Genomic DNA, 526 nt, shown 5'->3' with positions numbered 1-526 from the left:
AAAGGATCTGTAAGAAAAAAAGGAAAGAAATGGTACTACCGCTTCTATGTAGAGGACGCAAGCGGCAATCTTGTTCAGAAAGAATGCGTTGGAACAGAAAGCAAAAGTGGAACTGAAAAGCTTCTCCGTCAGGCAATGGATGATTATGAGAAAAAGAAATTTGTTGCCAAAGCGGAAAATCTCACAGTCGGACAACTTCTGGATGTGTGGGCAGAGGAGGAATTAAAAACAGGTACGCTCAGCAATGGTACGGTGGAGAATTACCTCGGAACAATCCGAAATATTAAGAAACACCCATTGGCAGAACGGAAACTGAAAAATGTAACCTCTGAACATTTGCAATCCTTCTTCGATTTGCTTTCCTTCGGGGGAGTTCATCCCGATGGAAAAGAGAGAAAGGGGTATAGCAAAGATTACATCCATTCTTTTTCCGCAGTCATGCAGCAGTCCTTCCGTTTTGCAGTATTTCCAAAGCAGTATATTACGTTCAATCCCATGCAGTATATTAAACTGCGGTATCAGACGG

Annotated in this window: 1 pseudogene; it reads left to right on the top strand. The window is 42.2% G+C overall.

Features of this window, described 5'->3' with window-relative positions:
• Nucleotides 1-526 (top strand): annotated as a pseudogene (locus DXB52_RS16015) (site-specific integrase); the annotation flags it as partial.

It is taken from the genome of Ruminococcus sp. OM04-4AA, from assembly GCF_003462585.1.
GTDB classification, from domain to species: Bacteria; Bacillota; Clostridia; order Lachnospirales; family Lachnospiraceae; genus Mediterraneibacter; species Mediterraneibacter faecis.
This window is presented reverse-complemented; position numbering and strand designations above follow the sequence as displayed.